The sequence below is a fragment of the Alginatibacterium sediminis genome (genome assembly GCF_003610775.1).
Classification (GTDB): domain Bacteria; phylum Pseudomonadota; class Gammaproteobacteria; order Enterobacterales; family Celerinatantimonadaceae; genus Alginatibacterium; species Alginatibacterium sediminis.
The window spans coordinates 167,615-187,547 of sequence record NZ_RAQO01000001.1; the positions used below are offsets into that span (position 1 = coordinate 167,615).

A 19,933-nucleotide genomic window follows, 5' to 3' on the forward strand; every position below is an offset into this window, starting at 1 on the left:
ATTGTAGTGCTAGCAGACCCAAAAAATACAAACATTAGAGGAACAATCAATGGCAAAGGTCATGATTATTGGTGCTGGTGGTGTTGGCGGTGTTGTCACACACAAATGCGCGCAACTAGGTGAAGTATTCACAGACATTATTTTAGCCAGCCGTACAGAATCCAAATGTATTGCGATTGCGAAAGAAATTGGTGGTGGCAAAGTTCGCACCGCTCAAGTCGATGCAGACAACGTACCTGAACTCACCGCTTTGCTAAAGCAAGAGCAACCCTTGTTGGTGATTAACGTTGCACTTCCTTATCAAGATTTGAGTATCATGGATGCTTGCTTAGAAGCAGGCGTGCATTACATGGATACCGCAAACTATGAGCCATTAGATACCGCTAAGTTTGAGTATCACTGGCAATGGGCCTACCAAGAAAAATTTGAAAAAGCCGGCTTAATGGCACTATTGGGATGTGGTTTTGATCCAGGCACAACCAACGTGTTTACCGCACATATGGCCAAGCATCACTTCGATGAAATTCATGAATTGGACATTATTGACGTCAATGGTGGCGATCACGGCTACCCCTTTGCAACTAACTTTAATCCAGAGATTAATATTCGCGAAGTAACCGCTGAGTGTCGTCACTGGGAAAATGGCGAATTCATTACTACGCCAGCTATGTCTAAGAAAGCTAGTTTTGAGTGCCCCGAAGAAGTTGGGAACTACAACATCTATCGTATGTACCACGAAGAACTAGAGTCTCTGAGTAAGCATTACCCGAGCTTAAAGCGGGCTCAGTTTTGGATGAGTTTTTCTGAGAGCTACCTAACCCACTTAGAGGTTTTGGGTAATGTCGGAATGACAGGCATTGAACCCGTTGAGTTTAATGGGCAGCAAATAGTTCCTATCCAGTTTCTACGAACTCTTCTGCCTGATCCCGCAAGTCTTGGTCCTCGCACGGTAGGGCGCACATGCATTGGTTGTGTGGTTAAAGGCGTGAAAGACGGTCAAGAAAAAATTATGTACACCTACAACATTTGTGACCATCAAGAATGCTACAAAGAAGTTGGCTCACAAGCAATTTCTTACACGACCGGTGTACCGGCCATGATTGGTGCAAAAATGATTGTTGAAGGTACATGGCGTAAAGCGGGTGTTTTCAACGTCGAACAACTCGACCCCGATGCGTTTATGGCAGATCTTAATAAATATGGTCTACCTTGGACCGAAGTTGAATTGAGTGACTTCGCGCTTTAACGAAAACTAAACGGATTAAGTTATGCACCTCGCAAACTTAAGCCGTTTCAATACCAATTGAATCCATCAGAGAATAGCCATGCCCGCAGCCTCAAGCTTTCACTCATTTGATCCCAATAGCGTTCCTTCGCCTTGTTTTGTGGTTGACGAAGTCGCTATAGAAAACAATTTAAAGATACTCAATGATGTGCAACAGCGCAGCGGTGCTAAAATTCTCGCAGCGCTTAAAGCGTTTTCTATGTGGGAGTTAGGACCATTAACGGCTAAATATTTAAGCGGAACTTGTGCTAGTGGCCTAAATGAAGCACTGCTCGGGCGCGACTACTATGGCGGAGAAGTCCATGTTTTTTCAGCGGCATTTAAGCCTGCAGAATTAGAAACCTTACTTGAGTTTGCTGACCATATTGTTTTTAATTCTTGCTCGCAATGGCAACGCTATCAGTCGCAATGTCTAGCCGCCAAGGAGCTTCGTTCGAATCTCGAATTTGGCCTAAGAATAAACCCAGAGCACTCTGAAGGTACCACCCCGATATACGACCCATGTAGCCCCTGTTCAAGACTAGGTATACCGCTTACACAACTTGATGAAAGCCAACTAAATCATATTAGCGGTTTGCACTTCCATACCTTGTGCGAACAAGGTTTTGAGCCCTTATCGAGAACCTTAGACGTGGTTGAGGCCAAGTTTGGACACCTACTTCATCAAATGAAATGGCTAAACTTTGGAGGCGGTCATCATATTACAGCCCAGGGCTATGATACCGAGGCTCTGATTAACCGTATTCGAGAAATTAGCCAACGCTACCAGCTACAAGTTTACTTAGAGCCAGGCGAGGCAATTGCGATCAATAGCGGCGTACTCGTCACTGAAGTACTGGACTTAGCCGTTAATCAAATGAATTTGGCTATTCTTGATACATCCGCAACATGCCATATGCCTGACACTCTAGAGATGCCCTATCGTCCTGATATTTTTGGCGCTGGCGAGGCTCATGAATTTGAACACCAGTATCGATTAGGCGGGATGACCTGTTTAGCCGGTGATGTCATTAATGATTACAGCTTTGAAGACCCGCTTACTGTAGGTCAACGGATCGTGTTTGATGATATGGCCCACTACACCATGGTTAAAACATCGACTTTTAATGGTATAAATCTTCCTTCATTAGCGATTTATAACAGTGAAACTCAGCAGGTGCGGGTGATTAGAAACTTCGACTATTCCGATTTTAAAATGCGCCTTTCGTAGGCTTATAGGACAATTATGCAAAAACCAGACTACCCTATATTTTTAGGCTCAGAGATAGAGCAACCGGAAGCTAGCCAAGCATTTTTTCACGTTATCGCCGCTCCTTTTGAAGCCAGTGTTAGCTATGGCGCAGGAACCGCTCTTGGCCCAGCATCCATTATAGAAGCTTCCGATCAACTTGAACAATGGGATGGTAAAAGCAAACCTTGTGACTTAGGGATCTATACTCACCCAACGGTCGAATGTGGTTCAAAGCACAGTCCACTGACATCACAACAAGCTGTCGCTAACATAGCCGAGGCAACCCGAAAAGTTGCCAAACTTGGTAAAATGCCAGTTGTATTAGGTGGAGAACATACGGTTACTTGGGGCGTCATCCAAGGCTTAGTTGAAGCAGGTATAACGGACTTTGGCGTCGTTCAAATTGATGCACATGCCGACTTACGAGAAGCCTATGAAGGTGATATCTATAGTCACGCCAGCGTTATGAAACGAGTGGTAGATATGGGGATCCCCCTGTACCAACTTGGTATTCGTGCTTTTTGCGAGGAAGAAATAGACATCCGCGAGCAACACGGTGTGTATTTCCAAGATGCCGATGAACTAGTACCCAATAACATCAATCAAATACAACTGCCTGAGGACTTTCCATCAAAAGTGTTTTTCACCGTTGATATAGATGGTCTCGATCCATCAGTATTTCCGTCAACTGGTACGCCGGTACCCGGCGGCTTATCTTGGTATCAAACACTACAACTGTTTGAGTCAGTTGCAAAGCAACGAGAAATCATTGGTTTTGATATTATGGAGTTCGCACCAATTAATGGTTTCCACGCCTACGATTTTTCCGCAGCACTGCTAACCTATAAATTAATGGGTATCGTGCAAAGAAACCTGAAGTAAAACCACGCTCAAACACCAGAAAAGGGCTTGAGCGACATCAGTCTTAGGCTTGGGTTAATGTGCCCGCTTGATAGTCCCGAATGGCCTCTTGGATCTGTTCCTGAGAGTTCATTACAAAGGGACCATATTGGGCAATAGGCTCATTCAAAGGTTTACCACTAAGCAGCATTATTTTGCTCTCTGGTGCCATCTCTAAATCAAGTTCACCTTCGTCACTAAAGCGCAGTAAGGTTTTTGCACCGTAAGACCTACCTTCGAATGTAAGCTGTCCTTGCGCTACATATACTAGCGCGTTATGCCCTTGGGGAATCGAGGCGCTGAGGTTAGTACTCAGCTCAGCTTCGGGGTTAGAAATATCCCAGTAACAACTTTCTACGTCAGGGATAATCTTATGACTGAGAACGTTTTGGCCATTTATAACACCAGCTCCCATGACCGACTTGATGACTAAGTCATCAATGCGGGTCAGCGCTATGTCTTCAGACTCAATGTTTTCGTAATCTGGATCCATCATTTTATCTTTGGCTGGTAAATTCAGCCACAATTGGAAACCCCTTAGCTTGCCACCAGTCTGTTTAGGCATTTCGGAATGAATTACTCCGCGACCGGCAGTCATCCACTGAACGCCACCATCTTTAATCCCCCCAACATTCCCCATGTTATCTCTATGTTCAAAGTGTCCCTCAAGCATATAGGTAATGGTTCTAAATCCACGGTGTGGATGCGCTGGAAAACCCGAAATGTAATCATCAGCATTATCTGAGCCAAAATCATCCATCATTAAAAATGGGTCATAGCGCTGCAGATCAGCCCCACCAAAAACTCGGTTTAGCTTTACCCCGTCGCCATCGCTAGTGGGAATGGCCAAGCTTGATTCAATTAAGCTACGTTTCATTACGTATCTCCTTACATGTATTGAACAATCAAAGTGTCTGCCTAAATCACAGCGTTTAACTCTAATTGAGCTTGATTAATGCCCGACTCACGTGCTTCATCACCCATCGCTAGCCCTTCAGCATATATAACATGTACCTGATCTAAGCCCACAAAATTTAACATGGTACGAATGTAGGTTTCCATGGTGTCATATGCTGCGCCACTATGCTTACCGCCGCGAGTGCTAATCACATAGACAGGAATATTTGCTAACAAGCCTTTAGGACCTTGCTCGGTATAACTAAAGGTTTCACCTGCTCGAGCAATATAATCAAACCAAGATTTGAGCATCGATGGAATGGTGAAGTTATACATGGGGGCTGTGATGATCAAGGCATCCGCATTTTTGAGCTGCGCGATCAGATCATCTGCATAAGCCACCAGCTGCTGTTGCTCTTGGCTTCGTTGCTCTAACTCAGTTGATAATGCACCAATAAAATCCCCCGCTAAATGAGGCACAGGGCTTTGGCTAAAATTTAACAATTGAGTTTCCAAATCAGGGTGTTTTTGCTCGAGTTGAACTTGTAAATGCGACGCCAATTGACTGCTGACACCATTTTCACCAAACAAGCTTGAATCGATTCGTAGTAGGTTTTTCATATTGGGTCTCATCTTTATTGATTAAGTTAAACCCATAATAAACTTTATTTTCGATGGATTAATGCTAATAATAGGCCTTAAACATCAGAAAATTAGATGAATAATGAAAATTCCGAGTATAAGTATTGAACAGTGGGCTATTTTTAAGACCGTGATCGATAGCGGTTCATTCGCCCAAGCCGCCATTGAATTAAATAAAAGCCAATCGGCTATTAGTTACGCAATTGCCAAGCTTGAGCAAAGTTCGCCAGCCCCTCTTTTACAGAAAGATGGTCGACGATCAAGTTTGACCGATGCCGGACAGGTGATGTATCGCCACGCAAGCAACCTGTTGGCGCATGCTCAAAAAGTTGAGGATCACGCACTTTACCTCGCCAGTGGTTGGCAAAGCGAAGTCACCATAGCGGTCGATGCAGTGGTGGGAATGCAGGCCATTATCTGCGGCTTGAGAGCATTCTCTATTGAGCATCCCGCAACCCGCGTGAGAATACTCGAGACCTCCCTTTCATCGAGTGACGATGCCTTGTTAGAACGACAAGCTGATATCGTCTACGGTCCACGCGTACCACCTGGATTTTTATCTAGTACCGTTGGAACATTTGAAATGCCCTGTGTTGTCAGTCCAGATCACGTGCTAGCGCAATTGGACAGGGCTGTAACTTCTGATGAATTACAAGACCATCGACAGATTGTTTTGCGCGACTCAGGCACAAAGCGTAACCAAGATGCTGGTTGGTTAAAAGCAGACCAGCGATGGACTGTAAGTTACTTTGGAACCACCATTCAGATCGTAAAGCAGGGACTTGGCTTTGCATTTATTCCTATTAGCCACATCAAACATGAACTTGAGCACGGTTTGCTGAAGGAAGTCAGTTTGAGTATGAGTAGTCGACGCAGTGCTACTATCTATCGGATCTTCAGCGCCCAGGAGCAAGCAAATCCAGCAGTGCAAAGCATTGCTAGCTTTATTGATGCACAGCTCATGTCGAATTAACTCATTCATCACTATTTGTGTTCGCTTTAAATGATTTTTTGTGCGTTTGGTCAGGATTTTGTACTTTATTGTCTAAATCTTGGTATTCAGATTTTTTCTTTTTGTCGCGATAAGCTAAGCTGAGCGATTATTAAGCCAATGCGAAGACAAACATGGAAGCATCCTCAGTATTTCACCTCGGATTAAATCAAACCCAACTTGAAGGCGCAACGCTAGCAATTATCCCTGGTGATCCTAAGCGAGTCGACAAAATTGCGGCCCTTATGGACCAACCCAAAGCCTTAGCTAGCCATCGCGAATTTACGAGTTACTTAGGTAAGCTTGATGGGCATAGTGTGGTTGTATGCTCAACGGGGATCGGTGGTCCCTCAACATCTATTGCTGTTGAAGAGCTTGCTCAGCTTGGTATTACTACCTTTTTACGCATTGGAACCACAGGGGCTATTCAGAGTCACTTAAATGTCGGTGATATCATTGTCACAACCGCTTCAGTGCGACTTGACGGGGCTAGTCAGCATTTTGCCCCCTTGGAGTTCCCAGCCGTTGCTGATTTCGAAGCAACCACAGCGATGGTACAAGCTGCAAAAGCAACTGGAGCAACCGTGCATATTGGGGTAACTGCATCTAGCGATACCTTTTATCCCGGTCAAGAACGTTATGATACGGTCTCAGGTCGCGTAACCCAACGCTTCCAAGGAACGCTTAAAGAATGGCAATCTATGGGGGTTCTGAACTACGAAATGGAGTCTGCAACTTTGTTTACTCAGTGCAGCTCACAAGGCTTACGCAGCGCCTGTGTTGCCGGCGTGATTGTAAATCGAACTCAGCAAGAAATCCCAGATGAAGCTTTAATGAAGCAAACCGAAAACCACAGCATTAAAATTGTGGTTGAAGCTGCAAGAATACTACTGCAAGCATAATACTTAGCGCTATGGAGCTAAGCTTAAGGCTTTGCTCCATAGTTACAAACTGTATCCCATCAATACAGTGATCGAGGTTTTTCTCTAAGGTTTAGCAAGTGGCTAAGCATGACGTTTTTAGCTACAAAATAAACTAAAGGCATTCACTCGCTGGTGGAGCTGTCTTGAACGCAAAACCTAAGTACTGTTTTATACTTGTCAGGACTAACTCGCCTTGCATCTGAGAGATAAATTTCTCGGTGTACTTTAGAGTTGCGCGAAAATCCTTGTTGCTCAGCAAAGCTTTCCATCAGTGCAAAGCTTACCGACTCGTTCTCATAGCATCCCAAATGAAGCATTTGAATACATCGACCTTCCTCGATTTCTTCAAAGGATATCGACGATATATACGGCGATGGTTTCTTGGTTTGAACACAGTCTCGCAGCTGATTAAAAAGCGATTCATCTACAAAATCGGGTTGTCTAATCATCAAGGTATAGCTTAAATCATCTTTATTGACTACACCGTTAAATCTGGCTTTAGCTTCTTTGTTAATATCCCACACACCTTCTAGAGGGTATACGCTAAAGTCACAATAAGTAGCTGGTTTTTCTTCAGCTTTCTTTAACTGCATTTTTATCGCATAGGCTAATGAGAACAAAGCCTCAACTCTTTTAGAAAAAGCTTCGCTATTGGGATTACCTTCTCCTTCAAGACAAATGAACTTGAAGCTTTTCAGCTCTATGAGTTCCGGCTTATTTTTTGGCAAATACCTAGATTTTTCGTGCTTACGCCACTGTTGTTTTTCAGTCATAACTTCCCTATAGCTTGTTGAAATGTTTAGCCACTCTCTAATAAAACTAATCAAGCACAGGAACGAGTATTTGCGTGCGATACTTTTTGCTATTGCCTTTAAAGATCATACCTGGGCCTTTTAAATAAACTTCTCGTATAGGCAGCTCGGTCTTCAAGTCCTGCTCTTTGATGTAATCAAAAACCCTCTTGTAAGCGATACCTATGCTTTCATAGGAGCCTTCATGAACAAGAGACACAAAGCATCCACCAACCAACAGGCTTTGAGCAGTATCTGTGTCCATTGGTTTTTTAATAGGCAAACAGCTTTGAAACTTAGCTCGCTCTTGAAACTCAGCTCGGAAATATTGGTTAAACGGTGCGCCATTTAACTGTCGACCAGCGACCCGATAAAGTTTTGCCATCGCTTTACCCGTTTCCCTGTATTCACCTTCCCAATCACAGATAAGTACCTGTTGTTGTCCCAATTCTTCGATTGTGATTTGATTAGAATAGGATAAGCCTTTTTCTACAGAGTTCTCTTTAACCAAGACTTGATCAATTGCTTCTGAAATGAGGCTAAGTTTTACAATATCCTGGTCTATTGAATTCTTTTTTTGTTCAAGCAAATCTCTTAAATCAGACTCATCTTTAACGCTTTTAAGCAAATCCGTAATTTCCGCGAGCGTAAACTTCATCGACTTCATGGTACTAATCACTTTCGCAAGCTCAATCTCGCGCTCAGAATAAAAACGGTAACCGGAATCCATATCAATATGGGCTGGGACTAACACACCTTTTTCATGGTAATGACGCAAAGCTTTTATTGTTATTGCTGTGATTTTAGAAAACTCACCAATCGTATACATCCTTAAGTCCTTATCGTCATTGCAAACAGGAGTTTGCAGCCTCCTGTATGGGGAGAGTCAAGCATGCACCTCATAAAATAGACAAGAGTGGTATTCGTTATTTTCAAGCCCAGTTTAAGCTTGCATTAAAAATGCTGATCAGGTTTTGATAAATCTCAATCATACAAAAAGCCGCTTCCTTTGGATTAGCGGCTTAGGTGTCTTATTATTCGTTAAAGTGAGACTTAGTTAACGCAGGTTAAAGTTCTCTGAATAAATAGCTTCTGGCAAAATTCTATTTTCCTTCAAACCTTTACTTAGTTGTTTTAGACGCTGGTTTGGCCCGCAATAACTTAAGCTATATTGCTCTCCCGCAAGTTCCTTTTTAAGCAATGCTGCATCAACGCGTTGCCCCTGAGCAGAATACAGAACGTGAACTTGAATGTTGTTAAACGCTTTAGTGAGAAACTCGATACGCTCTAAAAAGTAGGCTTGATCACGAGTACCAGGACAATAATAGAGATCAATCTGACTGTGCTTTAATTTTTGCATCTCACGTTCGTTACGATAGTTTGCCTCTAACCAAGCAATAAACGGGGCAATACCGATCCCAACCCCCATCCAAATTTGCCTTTCTTCGTTAGGTGCTTGAAAACGTCCATAAGGCCCTTCTATTTGCACCGCAGCACCAACACTTAAATTTTTCACTAAACCTGCTGTATAATCACCAAGCGCTTTGATTGAGAACTCATATTCATTCTTAGCTTGAATGAAATTGCTCAAAGTAAAAGGATGAGCCGCTTCACCATCTTCAAATTTAACGAAATAAAACTGACCCGCTTTAGGTGACTTACTACTTTGAGTTTTTGGGGTAATCGTTACTTTTAAAGTATCACCATAAGATTGAATCGCACTCACTTGCCCTGGCTGCTGACGACTTCGGCCAATACGGCCACTCATAGAAATTAAAGCGCAAACACTACCAATAATAGTAAAGACGATAAGCATAGCATCTAAAGGAATAGAGGCAAACGTCTGATCCATAAGCAATAAAGCGTGTATTGCGCCAATAATAAATACCACACCAGATATTTTGTGCAGCCAACGAAAACGCTTATAGTTAATCACCTGTAGCAAGCTAACAAGTACCAAGGCGATCAGCAAATACATTGATATTTCACCTAATTGGTTGCCAACAGCATGCCAATTGATGCCTTCAATACTAGATCTTTGGCCTCGCCGCTCTGGGCGAGCGAACCACTCAAAAGCGAAGACAACTTTAACCGACTTAATTGCCAACCAATGCAAGATGACAGCCACCAATGCACCAATCCCAAATCGTTTATGCTGAACATACATTCGATCGAGACCCTGGAAAAAGTTTTCCAAAAAACCGGGCCGAACAGCGAGTAGCATGCACACCGCCATATACCCCAAAGCAAGTGCACCGGTTAATAGCGTTATTTGATGGCGCCAGAACAGAAAACTGTGTTCCCCAGGAAGCTGGAACATCAGACAAAGGGCCCAAAACCCAACGATAACGGCACTAAATTTACTAAAGAAATACTGCATAGCTGATAAACTTTTTACTACTAAAGACATAGTCAGCTTACGCTTCTAGGTTTGCTTTACGAGGGGATTTACCTTGGCTTGCTTGCTCTTACATTCTTTTACAAAAAACGGGCTCAAGGCCCGTTTTTTATAGTATCTGAGTAAAAAAATCCTCAGTGCTTACCAATCAATCGCTTTTTGGTTTCTAAAGAAGCCGCCATTGGGGCCATCTTCTTCAGCGTTAATAAGCCAGAGTGCAGTTTTGGCGGCTTCTTCGGGTGCCAATTCAGCATCATCTCCGCCCATACGGGTTTTAACCCAACCTGGACACATACTATTAATTAATACGCCTTTTTCCGAAGATTTAGACCAACTAAGCGTTAAGGCATTTAAAGCCGCTTTGCTTACACTATACGCAGTTGGCCCTTGCAAGCCCTCATTAAAACTACCCCAACCAGAACTCACGTTAACCACGCGGCCATATGCTCTTTGGTTCATCAGTGGGACTAACTGGCGCATTAATTCATGTGCCGCAAAGCAGTTCACTTGCATGGACGATACCATTTGAGCCGCATTTAGTTCACTGGTCTGGGTTTTATCAAGCACCCCAGCATTGTTCACAAGTCCATCAATACGTGGATGAATAGAAAGCAGCTTCTCAACTTGTAGGCTTAAGTTAACTGGATTACTGAGATCTAGGTGTACTGGAAACACAGAACCACGGATATTTGCTGCCGCTTGAACACCTTCAAGGATGTCGCGGCAACCCAGTAACACTTCATATTCTTGTTCAGCTAACGCTGTGGCAATCGCAAGCCCAATGCCACGGTTGCCGCCAGTCACTAATATTTTTGCTCGCATATTCTATCCTAGGATTTTTTTGTTGGTCGTTTCCAACCTTGAATATTTCTCTGTTTAACTCGTGATATAGCCAGTTCATCAGCAGCTATATCACCCGTTACAGTCGTGCCTGCCCCAATAGTTGCGCCGCGACCAACGCGTACCGGCGCCACCAATTGAGTATCGCTACCAATAAAAACGTCGTCTTCAATAATCGTTTGAAACTTATTTATACCATCATAATTACAGGTGATGGTGCCCGCACCAATATTAACCCCTGCACCGACAGTACTATCACCAAGATAACTTAAGTGTCCGCATTTAGAGCCTCTACCCAAAGTAGATTTTTTCATCTCAACAAAATTACCAACTTGCGCACCTTGCTCTAGTTTTGCGCCAGGTCGTAAACGAGCAAAGGGGCCAGCCGCGCTGTCTTTATCAAGCAAAGCATTTTCAATAATAGAGTTAGCTTTAATTCGGACACCATCGCCCAAAACTGAATTGCGAATAATACAGTTCGGTTCAATATGCACAGCTTCACCTAACTTCACATTCCCTTCAAACAAAGCGTTAAAATCTACAAAACAATCATTCCCAAATTCAAGCTCACCTCGAATATCAAAACGAGTAGCGTCGCTTAAGCTCAAGCCTTCTCTTAAGGCCTTATTTGCAAGTTGCAATTGATAAGCCCGTTCGAGACGATTTAGTTGAACTCTGTCGTTCACACCTTCAACTTCAATAGTGTCAGCGGGTTGAACTGCAACTACAGATTTGCCATCACCAGCTGCCATCGCAATTAGGTCTGTGACATAGTATTCGCCTTGAGCATTGTTATTACTCAGTTTCGCAAGCCACGCTTGAAAGTCTTCTGCCTTCGCTACCAGCACACCGGTATTTACTTCGGTAATGGTTAACTGCTCAGCGCTAGCATCTTTGTGTTCTACAATGGCTTCTACTTGTCCGTTGCCACTGCGAATAATTCGCCCATAACCGCTTGGGTCGTCTTGCTCTACGGTCAATAAACTAATACCACCCTCTGGGAGCGCTTCTAACAAGGAGTTAATCGTTTGGCTGGTAATCAATGGCGTATCACCATAAAGCATTACCACAGCTTGATTAGGGGTGAAATACGGTGCAGCTTGCTGCATGGCGTGACCGGTACCGAGTTGCTCGGCTTGTTCAACCCAGTTGAGACTAGGATCGGTCACTTTTTCTTTTAGAAGCTCAGCACCATGGCCATAAATGAGGTGAACTTGTTGCGCTTGCAAGGATTTAGCCGTATCAATAACGTGCTGAACCATAGGTTTACCCGCTAAAGGGTGTAAAACCTTTGGCAAATTTGAACGCATCCGTGTGCCTTTTCCTGCAGCTAAAATTGCAACATCAAAACTCATCTATTTTCTCTCTGTTATTTAAATTGATTGATCAGCCAAAACAGCATTCCTTTACCGTTATAGCTTTTTAGAACTTGCGTTGACGTTCATTAAACAAGCGATGTAGCTTATTTTTACCAAGTTTAGACTTCGTTTTAGCGCGTTCCATTATCGAGGGGTGATACTGCCATATATGATCAAATACATCCATTAAGGCAGGGTTCCCATATCGCGATAAATTTAGCCCATGAAAGCGATTACTTTTAGTCTTAAGCGCTTCAATAAGAGTCTGTAGTTTAGCCGGGGGCGTTGGTGCAATAAAATCTGATAAGACCACTAGATCGGCGTTTTCAAATTGTTGGGTGCTTAAGGTCGATATTGCGTTTTCAAACACAGCATTAAAATCAGTTCCACCGAGAAAGCTATAGTTAAGAAAGCTTAAGGCTTCTTTTAGTCCATCTTGGCGGGTGAGTTGGTATTCAATCAACTCACTGGAAAATATTAACACCCGACAGTCACGCTCTTGTGCCAAAGCGATTTGCATAAGTCCATAAGCGAAGGCCTTAGCGCACTTTTCAGGAAAACCTTGCATAGAACCAGAAGCATCAATTGCTAAGATAAAGGGTCCCGGATGGATAAGTTCATGACTTGCTTTAACAGTCACTGTTTTTACCCGTTTTAGGGTTCGGCTTTTACCTTGGCTGCGGTAATTAAGTAGTTGTTTATCTGCCAAATGCTTGTAAAAAACCACTTCCAGTTCTGGATAAGCTAAAAACATTGTTTCACTAGGTAATAACTTCGATAGATCGTCACTTTCATGAATGCCAACAATATCGTCAATGGCCATATCACTTTGTTCTTCGACCATTTGTAATTCTTCGTGTTCCGGTTCTTTAATTTCGCTAGGCGCTTGATCAAGCGCCATTCGACCAAGACTCTCTGCTATTTCCAATAGCAAGGGTTGGTCTTTTAAAAACTGAGTGTAGAAGTGCAAGTGATTGACGTCGCGACGACTCAGTTTGGCCGCCGCCATATCCCACAGACGTCCTAGATGGTTTTGATCGCCAGTTTCACTGATCCCTTCTAAGTCTTGCATGGTATCAATACGCTGGTATAAGTCGGTCAACAGTTGCTCTTTTTCATTCTCAACTTCAGCAATCTGGGCCTGCTTTAAATCGTTTAGTATTGAATCAAACCACTGATTACAAAAATAGTTTTGGAACATAGGGCTTTTACGATGATTGGGATCATCACAGAGTTTTTTAGCCTCAATGTAGTAGCTTGAGCTCCCTTCTAGGCCTAAGGTTATAATATCCACTTGCTCAACAAACTGGTCTGCTGACATTTCTATTGCGCGTTGGTATTGTACAATTTCATCGGCAAAGCGCTGCTCATTTGGTATTTCGCTTACTTGTTCCATAACTTGAGAACGCCAACGTGACAGTTGGCTTTTCATTGAACGCTTAATATTACTACTGGACTCGGCAGCTGCGATAAGTTGAGGACGCACCATCATCTCTCGAACAACCTCGTCGATGACACCTGATTCAATCAGCATTGCGCCTAGCTGCAAGCTATCAATCATGGTTTTAGCCTAGCTAAAAAATTCAGGTAACTGGGACAAACGAAATAATTCTGGCTGACTATGACTTTGTAATTCACTCAATTTGGTTTGGGTTTCGACTAAACTTGTCTCAATCACTTCAGCAAAATGCGAATCAATAAACAAATGCGGAAGCGCCGAATTAAAATGGCTACGAGCTTGGCGAAGAGAGTATTCTAAACTCTTTAGCTCTTGCTCCAATTGATTAACTTGAATTTGATTTTCTTCGATAGCTTGTTCAGCTTTAGGATCCCCCACTAATGCTATGGCTAGATCTCTGTTGGCAATGTCTTTAATCACCAAGCGCGAATCAACATCAACTTCAAATACTAATCGCGACAATTCTTTACTTTGATCGATGTATCCTAAGAGTTCAAATTGACCATCCTTGAGCTTTTTCTGTAGCTCTTTGGCGATTACATAAACCTGTCTGCTATCGCCCCGTACTTTTTCGTTCACTGAAAGGTTTGAATCAAGTATGACTAACTTAATTAAATCATGCGTTGGACCAACACTAAACATTTTAGCGTCTTTCAGATTAAGCTCTAAAGTGTCCTTACGCCGGCTGCTATCCGTAATCGCTTTAATAGGTAGAGCTTGCTTTATCTTCGTTTGTACATCAGTTAGCTGCTCTAGTATTTGATAGCATTGTTGACTTATTTGTTCTTGCTTAAATGCGCTATTTTTTGCAAATCCTTCCATTAATACTCGGATCTGCTGACGTTGATTGGGCGTTTGCCACACGCAATCTTCAAGCAAAAATAGATCAAGCGGGCTGACACTATCGCGACCATTAAAAAAGGCGCTAGCTTTAAGTAAGCGTAATGATTTTTTCCAGCGTCTATCCGATACAACCAAGCCATCTTTGGAGTCTTCAAACGACTCTGAACTCTCAAAAGTTTGCTTAATCGAATAGATTTGCTCGAACACAGACTCATCAACTTTTATTTTCTCGATTAGGGATTGCCAGTCGAAATATTCTTGATCGGTTATTCTCAGTTGATGCGGTACGTCTACACTCTGGCTCTCTCCAAGAAGCATCGACTTAAAGTTTTTCTTATCTTGTATACGATTCACATACACACGCACCAACATCCGATCATATAGAGCCTCTAATCCAGAGTCTTCATCGGGTAGTTCATTGGACGCGGTAACCAATAAACGAAGTGGTACTTTATCCACACTGGTGCTGTTGCGAAAAGTGCGCTCATTTATAACTGTTAGTAAGGTATTTAGTATCGCCGGCCCGGCTTTCCAAATTTCATCCAAAAAAACGACTTCAGACTTAGGCAAGTAACCTTCTGTTAAGCGCAAGTAACGACCATTGTCCTTTAACTCTTGAATCGACAAGGGCCCAAACACTTCTTCTGGTGTAGAGAAACGTGTCATCAAATAGTCGAAAAAACGAGCACTATCAAACGCTTGAATAATTCGCTTGGCTAGCATGCTTTTTGCGATACCAGGGGGCCCTAGTAGAAATACACTTTCACCAGATAACGCAGCAAGCAAGCACAAACGAATGGCTTGTTCACGTTCAAATATGCCATGACTTAGGGCCTGACTTAGTGATTGTATGCGCTGCGCAAGTTGCGCTTTATTAGGTTGGGAAATGGAGAGGGAGTCGGGCATTAATTATTAGCCTTGTTCATGGGCTGAAAAGAGTAGAGACAAGCAAAAACCTTATCTTTACTGGGTTAATTTACAATATCTAATACCTCGACTAATTCCAAGTTTTCAAGACAAAAAAAACGCCCCAATTAAGGAGCGTTTTTTGACTCTCGCTATAAATTAGCGCTGAGCTTTACCTAACAATGCAATGACTTGTAGCTGTGCCATTGCTTTGGAAAGCTCAACTTGAGCCCTGGTAAAGTCGATATCACTACTTGGATTTGTAATTGCATCCAAGGCAGCGGCTCGAGCTTCTTCAGCTTTGGCTTTATCAAGGTCGTCACCACGAATAGCTGTATCTGCAAGTACAGTTACATTATTGGGTTGGACCTCAAGGAAGCCACCGGAAAGATAAATAACTTCTTCTTTACCGTGCTGTTTTACTAGGCGCACCATACCAGGTTTGATGGGAGTTAATAAAGGTGCGTGACCATACATCACACCTAACTCGCCTTCTTCACCTGTCACTCGGAGATGTTCAACTTTACCGGAGAAAATTTTCTCTTCGGCGCTTACCACATCCAAATGTACAGTTATTGCAGCCATATTAGCCTCCTGTTATACCTTTAGGCTCAATTACATCTTTTTCGCGCGTTCTAGCACGTCATCGATGTCGCCGGCATAAAGGAATGCTTGCTCTGGGATATCGTCGTAGTCACCAGCTAACAGACCTTTAAAGCTACGAATAGTATCTTTAAGAGCAATCAGCTTACCTGGGTTACCAGTGAATACTTCAGCTACGTGGTAGTCTTGAGTCAAGAATTTCTCAACTTTACGAGCACGAGAAACAAGCTGTTTATCTTCTTCAGATAGCTCATCCATACCCAAAATAGCAATGATATCCTTCAACTCTTTATAACGTTGAAGTACACCTTGTACGCCACGTGCTACATCATAGTGCTCTTGACCAACAATCAATGGATCAAGCTGACGAGAGTTTGAGTCCAGAGGGTCAATTGCTGGGTATAGACCCATTGCAGCAATACTACGGTTCAAGGTAACTGTAGCATCCAAGTGAGCGAAGGTTGTCGCTGGCGATGGATCCGTCAAGTCATCTGCAGGTACGTATACCGCTTGAATTGAGGTAATAGAACCACTTTTAGTTGAAGTAATACGTTCTTGTAGAACACCCATTTCTTCAGCCAAAGTAGGTTGATAACCAACCGCTGATGGCATACGGCCTAGCAGTGCAGATACTTCAGTACCGGCGAGGGTATAACGATAGATATTATCGATAAACAATAATACGTCTTTACCTTCATCACGGAAACGCTCAGCCATTGTTAGACCCGTAAGTGCTACGCGCAAACGGTTTCCTGGCGGCTCGTTCATCTGACCGTAAACCATGGCTACTTTATCAAGTACGCCGGCTTCTTTCATCTCGTAGTAAAAATCGTTACCTTCACGAGTACGCTCACCTACACCAGCAAATACTGATAGGCCCGAGTGTGCTTTTGCGATGTTGTTAATTAATTCCATCATGTTGACGGTTTTACCAACACCAGCACCACCAAACAAACCAATTTTACCACCCTTAGCGAATGGACAAATTAGATCGATGACTTTTACACCGGTTTCAAGCAACTCATTTGAGTTTGATTGTTCTTCATATGAAGGTGCTGCGCGGTGAATACCATAACGCTCTTCAGTTTCAATCTCGCCTTTGCCATCAATAGATTGACCAAGTACGTTCATGATACGACCAAGCGTTGCTTCACCTACAGGTACGCTAATTGGAATACCTGTATCAACAACTTCAGTTCCGCGACGAAGGCCGTCAGATGCACCCATACAGATGCAACGTACTACGCCGCCGCCAATTTGCTGTTGAACTTCAAGTACGAGTTTTACATCGTTTTGAACTTCTAATGCACTGTATACTTTAGGTACACTGCCTTGTGGAAATTCAACGTCCACAACAGCGCCAATAACTGTGACGATGTTACCGTTACTCATGTTGATTCCTCTAAATTACTTTGCAAGCTGCTTTGCCTATACGGCTGCAGCACCCGCAGAAATTTCACTAAGTTCTTGGGTAATTGCAGACTGACGTTCTTTGTTGTAAATCAACTGAAGATCGTCAATTAAGTTACCCGCATTATCAGTTGCAGCTTTCATTGCAACCATACGAGCCGCTTGCTCAGAAGCGAGGTTTTCAACCACACCCTGATACACTTGAGACTCAATATAGCGACTCAAAAGACCGTCGAGAATCTCTTCGGCTCCTGGCTCGTATATGTAATCCCACGAGTGATTTGCAATTTCCTGATCATCTGCCTTCGGCAGCGGTAAAATCTGATCAATGACAGGAGTTTGAACCATAGTATTTTCGAATTTGTTATATACCAAAAATACGCGATCCAATTTACCCTCATCATAAGAGTCCAGCATCACTTTAACGGTACCAATAAGCTCTTCAATACTTGGTGCATCACCAAGTCCTGAATTTTGAGCTACAACATTACCGCCATTAGCATTAAAGAAAGCTGTCGCTTTACTGCCAATTACTGCTAGTTCAACTTGAACTCCTTGTTGTTTCCAATCTTGCGCAGCATCTAGTGTTTGCTTAAACAAGTTAATGTTTAAGCCCCCACACAAACCACGGTCCGTTGAAACAACAATATAACCGACTCGTTTCGCCTCACGTTCAACAACATACGGATGTTGATACTCAAGACGTCCGAGAGCGATATGACCAATTACCTTGCGCATTGCAGTTGCATAGGGACGGCTGTGCTCCATACGCTCTTGCGTACGGCGCATTTTACTTGCGGCAACCATCTCCATCGCTTTGGTGATCTTCTGCGTATTTTGTACGCTTGCGATCTTACCTTTAATCTCTTTAGCGCCGGCCATATCTGTATGCTCCTATAACTGGTTGATTACCAAGATTGACTTGCTTTGAAGCTTTCAAGCAAAGCTTGAATAGAGCTAGCAATCTCGTCGTTGTAATCACCTTTTTCGTTAATAGTCGCTAACAGATCGGCGTATTCGCTGCGTGCATACGAAAGAAGTGCTTCTTCGAATGCTACTACTTGAGCAATTTCTACATCGCCAAGGAAGCCTTTTTCAACAGCAAATAAAACTATGCCTTGCTCAGCAACTGAAAGCGGGCTGAATTGTTTTTGCTTCATCAATTCAGTAACTTTCTGACCATGGTCTAGCTGCTTGCGAGTTACTTCATCTAGATCAGATGAGAACTGAGCAAATGCCGCTAATTCACGATACTGTGCCAATGCAGTACGAATACCGCCGGATAGCTTTTTAACAATCTTAGTTTGTGCAGCACCACCAACACGCGATACCGAAATACCTGGGTCAACAGCAGGACGTACGCCTGAGTTAAACAACTGACCGGTCAAAAAGATTTGACCATCGGTAATCGAAATAACGTTGGTCGGTACGAAAGCAGATACATCGCCCGCTTGCGTTTCAATGATAGGCAATGCCGTCAATGAACCTGACTGACCTTTCACAGCGCCGTTTGTTAGCTTTTCTACATACTCTTCGTTAATTTGAGACGCGCGCTCAAGTAGACGAGAGTGAAGATAGAAAACATCACCAGGATAAGCTTCACGACCCGGTGGGCGACGAAGTAGTAGTGATATTTGACGATAGGCTACAGCTTGCTTGGACAAATCATCATAGATGATTAGAGCATCTTCACCACGGTCGCGGAAATACTCACCCATTGCACAGCCAGAATAAGGTGCAAGATATTGAAGCGCCGCTGAATCAGAAGCAGTTGCCGCAACAATGGTGGTGTATTCCATTGCGCCGTACTCTTCCAATTTGCGAACTACGTTAGAGATGGTCGACGCTTTTTGGCCGATCGCTACGTAGATACACTTAATACCAGATGCTTTTTGGTTAATGATGGCATCGATAGCGATAGCCGTCTTACCCGTTTGGCGGTCACCAATAATCAACTCACGTTGACCTCGGCCAATTGGAATCATTGAGTCAATTGCTTTAATACCAGTTTGAACTGGCTTATCAACAGACTTACGTTCCATTACGCCCGGTGCAATCACCTCTACAGGTGAAAAACCGTCATTGTCTACAGCACCTTTGCCGTCAATTGGTTCACCCAAGGTGTTAACCACTCGACCTAGCAATCCGCGTCCAACTGGAACTTCCAGAATACGCCCGGTACTTTTAACTTTATCGCCCTCTGCCAAATCGGCATAAGGACCCATAACAACAGCACCTACAGAGTCTCGCTCTAAGTTGAGTGCGATGGCATAGCGATTGCCAGGTAGCTCGATCATTTCGCCTTGCATTACTTGTGCAAGACCATGAACACGAATGATACCGTCACTTACTGAGACGATAGTACCTTCATTCTGAGCTTCACTAACAACTTCGAACTGCGCTATGCGTTGTTTAATCAGTTCACTAATTTCAGTGGAATTCAGTTGCATGCTCCG

The 19,933-nt window shown here is 43.3% G+C and carries 18 protein-coding genes; 5 read left to right on the forward strand and 13 right to left on the reverse strand.

All coding sequences use genetic code 11. The features are described 5' to 3' along the window. Positions 1–49: 49 nt before the first annotated feature. The 3 genes from DBZ36_RS00825 (at position 50) to speB (ending at position 3,398) form a co-directional block, all read left to right on the forward strand. Positions 50–1,246 (forward strand): saccharopine dehydrogenase family protein, encoded by a 1,197-nt coding sequence (locus DBZ36_RS00825; protein ID WP_120353023.1) that lies wholly within the window; start codon positions 50–52, stop codon positions 1,244–1,246. 79 nt (positions 1,247–1,325) lie between these two features. Next, complete coding sequence (gene nspC / locus DBZ36_RS00830; RefSeq protein WP_120353024.1) at positions 1,326–2,495, forward strand: carboxynorspermidine decarboxylase; 1,170 nt, start codon at positions 1,326–1,328, stop codon at positions 2,493–2,495. A 15-nt stretch (positions 2,496–2,510) separates the two neighbouring features. Beyond that, complete coding sequence (speB, locus tag DBZ36_RS00835; protein WP_120353025.1) at positions 2,511–3,398, forward strand: agmatinase; 888 nt, start codon at positions 2,511–2,513, stop codon at positions 3,396–3,398. A gap of 43 nt (positions 3,399–3,441) precedes the next feature. Here speB and DBZ36_RS00840 read toward each other — a convergent pair whose 3' ends face one another. Both DBZ36_RS00840 and DBZ36_RS00845 read right to left on the reverse strand, forming a co-directional pair. Then, complete coding sequence (locus tag DBZ36_RS00840; protein ID WP_120353026.1) at positions 3,442–4,293, reverse strand: pirin family protein; 852 nt, start codon at positions 4,291–4,293, stop codon at positions 3,442–3,444. 41 nt (positions 4,294–4,334) lie between these two features. Next, positions 4,335–4,934 carry an FMN-dependent NADH-azoreductase gene (locus DBZ36_RS00845; protein WP_120353027.1) on the reverse strand — a complete coding sequence of 200 codons (600 nt, stop codon included), beginning with the start codon at positions 4,932–4,934 and terminating at the stop codon, positions 4,335–4,337. Between the two features lie 103 nt (positions 4,935–5,037). Here DBZ36_RS00845 and DBZ36_RS00850 point away from each other — a divergent pair, with 103 nt between their 5' ends. Next, complete coding sequence (locus DBZ36_RS00850; RefSeq protein ID WP_120353028.1) at positions 5,038–5,928, forward strand: LysR family transcriptional regulator; 891 nt, start codon at positions 5,038–5,040, stop codon at positions 5,926–5,928. A 152-nt stretch (positions 5,929–6,080) separates the two neighbouring features. Further along, a complete protein-coding gene (gene udp / locus DBZ36_RS00855) occupies positions 6,081–6,848 on the forward strand; it encodes a uridine phosphorylase (RefSeq protein WP_120353029.1) in 768 nt (255 codons plus the stop codon). Positions 6,849–6,991: 143 nt separating this feature from the next. Here udp and DBZ36_RS00860 read toward each other — a convergent pair whose 3' ends face one another. The 11 genes from DBZ36_RS00860 to atpA form a co-directional block, all read right to left on the reverse strand. Next, positions 6,992–7,642 (reverse strand): GyrI-like domain-containing protein, encoded by a 651-nt coding sequence (locus tag DBZ36_RS00860; RefSeq protein WP_120353030.1) that lies wholly within the window; start codon positions 7,640–7,642, stop codon positions 6,992–6,994. Between the two features lie 46 nt (positions 7,643–7,688). Then, complete coding sequence (locus tag DBZ36_RS00865; RefSeq protein WP_120353031.1) at positions 7,689–8,489, reverse strand: MerR family transcriptional regulator; 801 nt, start codon at positions 8,487–8,489, stop codon at positions 7,689–7,691. Positions 8,490–8,717: 228 nt separating this feature from the next. Next, a complete protein-coding gene (locus DBZ36_RS00870; protein WP_120353032.1) occupies positions 8,718–10,070 on the reverse strand; it encodes a ferredoxin reductase family protein in 1,353 nt (450 codons plus the stop codon). 129 nt (positions 10,071–10,199) lie between these two features. After that, positions 10,200–10,880, reverse strand: coding sequence for an SDR family NAD(P)-dependent oxidoreductase (locus DBZ36_RS00875; RefSeq protein WP_120353033.1), 681 nt, complete (start codon positions 10,878–10,880; stop codon positions 10,200–10,202). An 8-nt stretch (positions 10,881–10,888) separates the two neighbouring features. Then, positions 10,889–12,253, reverse strand: coding sequence for a bifunctional UDP-N-acetylglucosamine diphosphorylase/glucosamine-1-phosphate N-acetyltransferase GlmU (gene glmU / locus DBZ36_RS00880; RefSeq protein WP_120353034.1), 1,365 nt, complete (start codon positions 12,251–12,253; stop codon positions 10,889–10,891). A 67-nt stretch (positions 12,254–12,320) separates the two neighbouring features. Beyond that, complete coding sequence (gene viaA, locus DBZ36_RS00885; protein ID WP_120353035.1) at positions 12,321–13,817, reverse strand: ATPase RavA stimulator ViaA; 1,497 nt, start codon at positions 13,815–13,817, stop codon at positions 12,321–12,323. Positions 13,818–13,826: 9 nt separating this feature from the next. Then, positions 13,827–15,464 carry an ATPase RavA domain-containing protein gene (locus DBZ36_RS00890; RefSeq protein ID WP_120353036.1) on the reverse strand — a complete coding sequence of 546 codons (1,638 nt, stop codon included), beginning with the start codon at positions 15,462–15,464 and terminating at the stop codon, positions 13,827–13,829. A gap of 159 nt (positions 15,465–15,623) precedes the next feature. Continuing rightward, positions 15,624–16,049, reverse strand: a complete 426-nt coding sequence (locus tag DBZ36_RS00895) for a F0F1 ATP synthase subunit epsilon (RefSeq protein ID WP_120353037.1) — start codon at positions 16,047–16,049, stop codon at positions 15,624–15,626. 30 nt (positions 16,050–16,079) lie between these two features. Continuing rightward, on the reverse strand, positions 16,080–17,459 hold the full coding sequence (atpD, locus tag DBZ36_RS00900) for a F0F1 ATP synthase subunit beta (RefSeq protein WP_120353038.1): 1,380 nt from the start codon (positions 17,457–17,459) through the stop codon (positions 16,080–16,082). A gap of 36 nt (positions 17,460–17,495) precedes the next feature. After that, positions 17,496–18,359, reverse strand: a complete 864-nt coding sequence (atpG, locus tag DBZ36_RS00905; RefSeq protein ID WP_120353039.1) for a F0F1 ATP synthase subunit gamma — start codon at positions 18,357–18,359, stop codon at positions 17,496–17,498. A 26-nt stretch (positions 18,360–18,385) separates the two neighbouring features. Next, the gene (atpA, locus tag DBZ36_RS00910; RefSeq protein ID WP_120353040.1) at positions 18,386–19,927 is read right to left on the reverse strand and encodes a F0F1 ATP synthase subunit alpha; all 1,542 of its coding nucleotides are present in this window, start codon (positions 19,925–19,927) and stop codon (positions 18,386–18,388) included. Between the last annotated feature and the right edge of the window lie 6 nt (positions 19,928–19,933).